5 protein-coding genes are annotated in these 4,636 nt (G+C 61.9%); 3 read left to right on the top strand and 2 right to left on the bottom strand.

Annotated elements, in window-relative coordinates; translation table 11 throughout:
• Positions 1–9 precede the first annotated feature (9 nt).
• The gene (locus tag J4E53_RS29800) at positions 10–1,362 is read right to left on the bottom strand and encodes a GntP family permease (RefSeq protein ID WP_060738845.1); all 1,353 of its coding nucleotides are present in this window, start codon (positions 1,360–1,362) and stop codon (positions 10–12) included.
• A 92-nt stretch (positions 1,363–1,454) separates the two neighbouring features.
• The gene (locus tag J4E53_RS29795) at positions 1,455–1,988 is read right to left on the bottom strand and encodes a gluconokinase (protein ID WP_092203878.1); all 534 of its coding nucleotides are present in this window, start codon (positions 1,986–1,988) and stop codon (positions 1,455–1,457) included.
• Between the two features lie 216 nt (positions 1,989–2,204).
• On the opposite strand from J4E53_RS29795, the gene J4E53_RS29790 reads away from it, so the two are divergent.
• From J4E53_RS29790 to J4E53_RS29780, 3 genes are all read left to right on the top strand, one after another.
• Complete coding sequence (locus J4E53_RS29790; protein WP_060738847.1) at positions 2,205–3,236, top strand: LacI family DNA-binding transcriptional regulator; 1,032 nt, start codon at positions 2,205–2,207, stop codon at positions 3,234–3,236.
• A 159-nt stretch (positions 3,237–3,395) separates the two neighbouring features.
• The gene (locus J4E53_RS29785) at positions 3,396–3,950 is read left to right on the top strand and encodes a hypothetical protein (protein WP_103311351.1); all 555 of its coding nucleotides are present in this window, start codon (positions 3,396–3,398) and stop codon (positions 3,948–3,950) included.
• Positions 3,951–4,240: 290 nt separating this feature from the next.
• Positions 4,241–4,636 (top strand): GNAT family N-acetyltransferase (locus J4E53_RS29780; protein ID WP_207268269.1); only part of this gene is annotated, 396 nt, incomplete at its 3' end.

The raw sequence follows: 4,636 nt of genomic DNA, 5'->3' as shown, positions 1-4,636 counted from the left end.
GGTTGTCGGTTAGACCACCAGCGACAGCAGCAGGATAAAGATCAACCCCACCACCGACAGGATAGTTTCCATCGCGGTCCAGGTCTTGAAGGTCTCGGCCACGGTCATGTTGAAGTACTGCTTGACCAGCCAGAAACCCGCATCGTTGACGTGGGACAGGATCAACGAACCGGCACCGGTCGCCAGCACCAGCAGCTCACGGTTCACACCCGGCATCATCCCCACCACCGGCACCACGATACCGGCACCGGTAATGGTCGCCACCGTCGCCGAACCTGTGGCGATGCGAATCACCGCCGCCACCAGCCACGCCAGCAGGATCGGCGAGATCTGCGCACTCACCGCCATGTGACCGATCACATCGCCCACGCCGCTGGTGACCAGCATCTGCTTGAAGCCACCACCGGCACCGATGATCAGGATGATCGCGGCGGTCGGCGCAAGGCTGGCGTCCAGCCATTTGAGCATCTGGCTGGAACCGATGCCCTGCTTGTAGCCAAAGGTGTACAGCGACAGCAACAACGCCAGCAGCAAAGCCGAGATCGGGTGGCCGATCATGTCCATCCAGGCACGGAAGAGGTTGCCGTCCGGCAGCGCCACGTCAGCGAAGGTCTTGAGCAGCATCAGGAACACCGGCGACAACACGGTGATCAGGGTGATGCTGAAGCTTGGCAGCTCGGCGGCGCTCGTCTCGCGGGCCAGTTGGTCCACCAGCTCCTGGTTCGGATGGCCGGGGATGTGCTTGGCAATGAACGTACCGAAGATCGGGCCGGCAATGATGGCGGTCGGCAGCGCGACGATCAGGCCATAGAGAATGGTCTTGCCGATGTCAGCGCCAAATATGCCAATCGCCAGCAGCGGCCCCGGGTGCGGCGGCACCAGGCCGTGGACCGCGGAAAGACCGGCCAGCAGTGGGATACCGATCTTGATGATCGACACGCCGGTGCGGCGCGCGACGATGAACACCAGCGGGATCAGCAGCACGAAGCCGATTTCGAAGAACAGCGGGATGCCCACCAGGAAGGCGGCGAACATCATCGCCCACTGCACCTTGTCCTTGCCGAAGGCGCGGATCAGGGTCTGGGCGATCTGATCGGCCCCGCCCGACTCGGCCATCATTTTGCCGAGCATCGTGCCCAGCGCCAGGATGATGCCGACAAAGCCCAGCACGCCACCGAAGCCGTCCTGGAACGCCTTGATGATGGTGCCGGTCGGCATGCCCGACGTCAGGCCGAGGAACGCGGCGGCGATGGTCAGCGCAATGAACGGGTGGAATTTGAACTTGGTGATGAGGACGATGAGTCCGATCACCGTGACCACTGCATCAAGCAGTAGGAACGTCTCGTGGGACATGCCGAACATGGGAGGTGTCTCCTGATTTGTTGTTGTTATTGAAGCAGTTATTTATGAGTCGTCGGGACAGCGCTATCTTTCTGACGCAAATTTTTTGAAACTCAGCTAGCCAGCTTCAAACCGTGGGCCAACCACCAGACGTAAGCCTGCTGTGCCAGTTCGTCAACGCTGTGGCTGGACGCGTCCAGAGCCAGGGTCAGGGGCTCGCCGACAGGGGATTCAAGGGTGGCGAACTGGCTGTCGATCAGGGTCGACGGCATGAAATGGCCGGGACGATGGGAAACGCGGTCGGCGGCCACTTCGGGGGTCAATTCAAGGAATACGAAACCCAGGCCGGGCAAGGCGCTGCGCAGACGCTCGCGATAACTGTGCTTGAGGGCCGAGCAGGTCAGCACCGGACGCTCGCCCGTGGCATCGACACGGCGCAACTCGTCGCACAGGCTGTCGAGCCAGCCGGCACGGTCGTCGTCGTTCAAGGGGATACCGGCACTCATCTTCTGGATGTTGGCCGCGGGGTGGAACGTGTCGCCTTCGATGGCGGTGGCGCCGCTCAACTGGCACAGGGCCTGGCTGACGCACGTTTTGCCGCAACCGGCAACGCCCATGATGACCAGGGCGGAGATGGGATTGTTCATGTAACACCTCAGCGCGCAGACAGCGCTACCTTTGCCAGTTATGACACCGCAGCAAAAGCAGAAGTTGCCGACGCCTTCTTGTCATTTTTGTGGTTGCAGCATGTTCGTTCACGACACCCACGGACGAGGGATCAGGCAACCCCCGCTCACGCATTTGCAGCGGCGTCGAGACAGCGCTACCTTAGTACCTTGATTTTTGTTTGGCAAGCCGCCCTGATGACCGTCCCTAAAAACGATAAGAATACGCGCACCACCGGTCGCCCCACGCTCAACGAAGTCGCACGCCTGGCCGGTGTCAGCCCTATCACCGCCTCCCGTGCCCTGCGTGGCGTCAGCACCGTCGCCTCGGAACTGGTGGAAAAAGTCCGCCAGGCCGCCGTGGAACTCAACTACGTCGTCAATCCCGCCGCCCGCGCCCTGGCTTCGGCCCAGAGCCATTCGGTGGTGGTGCTGGTGCCGTCGTTGTCCAACCTGTTGTTCATCGACACCCTGGAAGCCATCCATCGGGTGCTGCGGCCCAAGGGTTTCGAAGTGGTGATCGGCAACTACCACTACTCCCGGGACGAGGAAGAAGACCTGTTGCGCAACTACATGGCATATCAGCCAAGGGGTTTGCTGCTGACCGGTTTCGACCGCACCGAAAGCGCCCGCCGCATGATCGAGGCCAGCAACATCCCGTGCGTGTACATGATGGAACTGGACCCCGGCGCCGGGCTCAATTGCGTCGGTTTTTCCCAGCTCAAGGCCGGCGAAACGGCGGCCGAGCACTTGATTTCCAAGGGCCGCAAGCGCCTGGCCTACATCGGCGCGCAACTGGACCAGCGCACCCTGCTGCGCGGTGAAGGCTTTCGCCGCGCCCTGCAGCAAGCCGGTTTGTATGACCCGGACCTGGAACTGCTGACCCCGCGTCCATCCTCGGTGGGCCTGGGCGGGGAATTGTTCCTGCAATTGCTCGGCAGCCACCCGGACGTCGATGCGATCTTCTTCGGCAACGACGACCTGGCCCACGGCGCCCTGTTCGAAGCACTGCGCTGCGGCATTAAGATCCCCGAGCAGGTCTCGGTGCTGGGCTTCAACGACTTGCCCGCCTCGGCCCATATGGTGCCGCGCCTGAGCAGCATCAGCACCCCACGGGAGGCCATCGGTCGCCGCGCCGCCGAACAGATGCTGACGCTGATGGCCGGCAACCGCATCGCGCAGCCGGTGGTGGACCTGGGTTTCGAGCTCAAGGTTCGCGAAAGCACCTGAGGCGCCTCGCTCAAGCGGTCGATCCATGCCGTCCGACGGCAAGGGTTGGCCGCCCCGCTCGCCGCGCGCTTGTCCACACCCCTTGGAATACGGGCCTTGCGAAGGCGGCATGGGAATTGCTCCTGCCCATCGCTCAGCCATTACCTACAGGTGTTCATCATGTTGGTCAGTGCCAAACAGCAAGCGATGGTCTTGCCACTCAAACGCCCGGGCGAAGATCCCACCGCCGAAGCCGCCAGCGGCCTGCAAAGCGCCGCGTTGCAGGCATTGCGCGATAACATCCAGGCCCAGGCCAGCCAAGGCAGTGCCCAGGTCCAGGATTCCTTCACCCAACGAGCCACGCAACAGGTCAATGCCGCCACCGCCATCAGCGACAAGGTGGATGAGGCGTTCGCCAAGACGCGCGTGCAATTGCAAACCGTGGCTTCGTCAACGCCTGAAGAGGCCACGACACTTGGCGGCTCCGCCACGGCGCAGTTCAAGGACTACATGAGCAAGACGCCCGAAGAGCGCCTGCGCGACAGCATTCTCGAAGAGATGGGCATTACCGAGGAAGAGTTCGAGGCGATGCCGCCCGAGAAGCAGATGGCGGTCAGCCAGGAGATTGCCCAGCGCATGCAGGACAAGTCAGCGATAGCCCAAGTGGAAAAGGCCCAGGAGAGCCGCACGGGCGACAAAGCCGCGGCCATGGACATGTTTCTCGCCTCGCTTTGAGCCTCGGTACAGGCCAGAGCATTTGAGCTGGGGTGACCGCCCCAGCTCAACCTGAGGCCCGCCAAGGCGATACCGGTTCAATGACCGAACAGGTTCACCTTCTTGATTTTCTTGTCGGCGCGCTTTTCATCGGCAGTCTTCGCCGGTTTTTTCTTTGCCGCTTTTTTTGAATCCATGCCTTTGGCCATGATACGTACTCCAGTCATACGGGATGTGAAGTCAGGTATACACCTATCGCCGCACTCGCGTTCTTTTATAATCGCCTCCCCCTTCTGCGCCACGACCCCGCCATGTCCGAAATCCATTACGCAGCGCTCGAAGCATCGCTTTGGCCGCTGATGAACAAGTTTTACCGCGCCCACCAATCCTCGATGAAAGCAGTGCGTGACGCGCAGCTGTGGGTGGCACGGCGCGATGAGATCGTCGCCGCCCTGTGCTTGCGCCCAGTGTCGGGCGGGCATTGGTTGACGGGGTTGTTCGTCGACCCGGCGTACCGCGTCCAGGGCATTGCCGCGCGATTGATCGCTGAAGCGGTGAACGGGGTGGACAAGCCGGTATGGCTGTTCTGCCACCCGGACTTGCGCGGCTTTTATGAGCGGCGTGGTTTCAGCTTCAACCCTGAACTGCCCTATGCGATGGCCGAACGCCTGAGCCGGTATGCCCGCAGCAAGCCGATGATTGCGATG

It is taken from the genome of Pseudomonas sp. FW305-28 (assembly GCF_017351395.1).
Lineage (GTDB): Bacteria > Pseudomonadota > Gammaproteobacteria > Pseudomonadales > Pseudomonadaceae > Aquipseudomonas > Aquipseudomonas fluorescens_AA.
The sequence above is the reverse complement of the archived record's forward strand: the minus strand, read 5'-3'. Positions and strand labels throughout refer to the sequence as shown.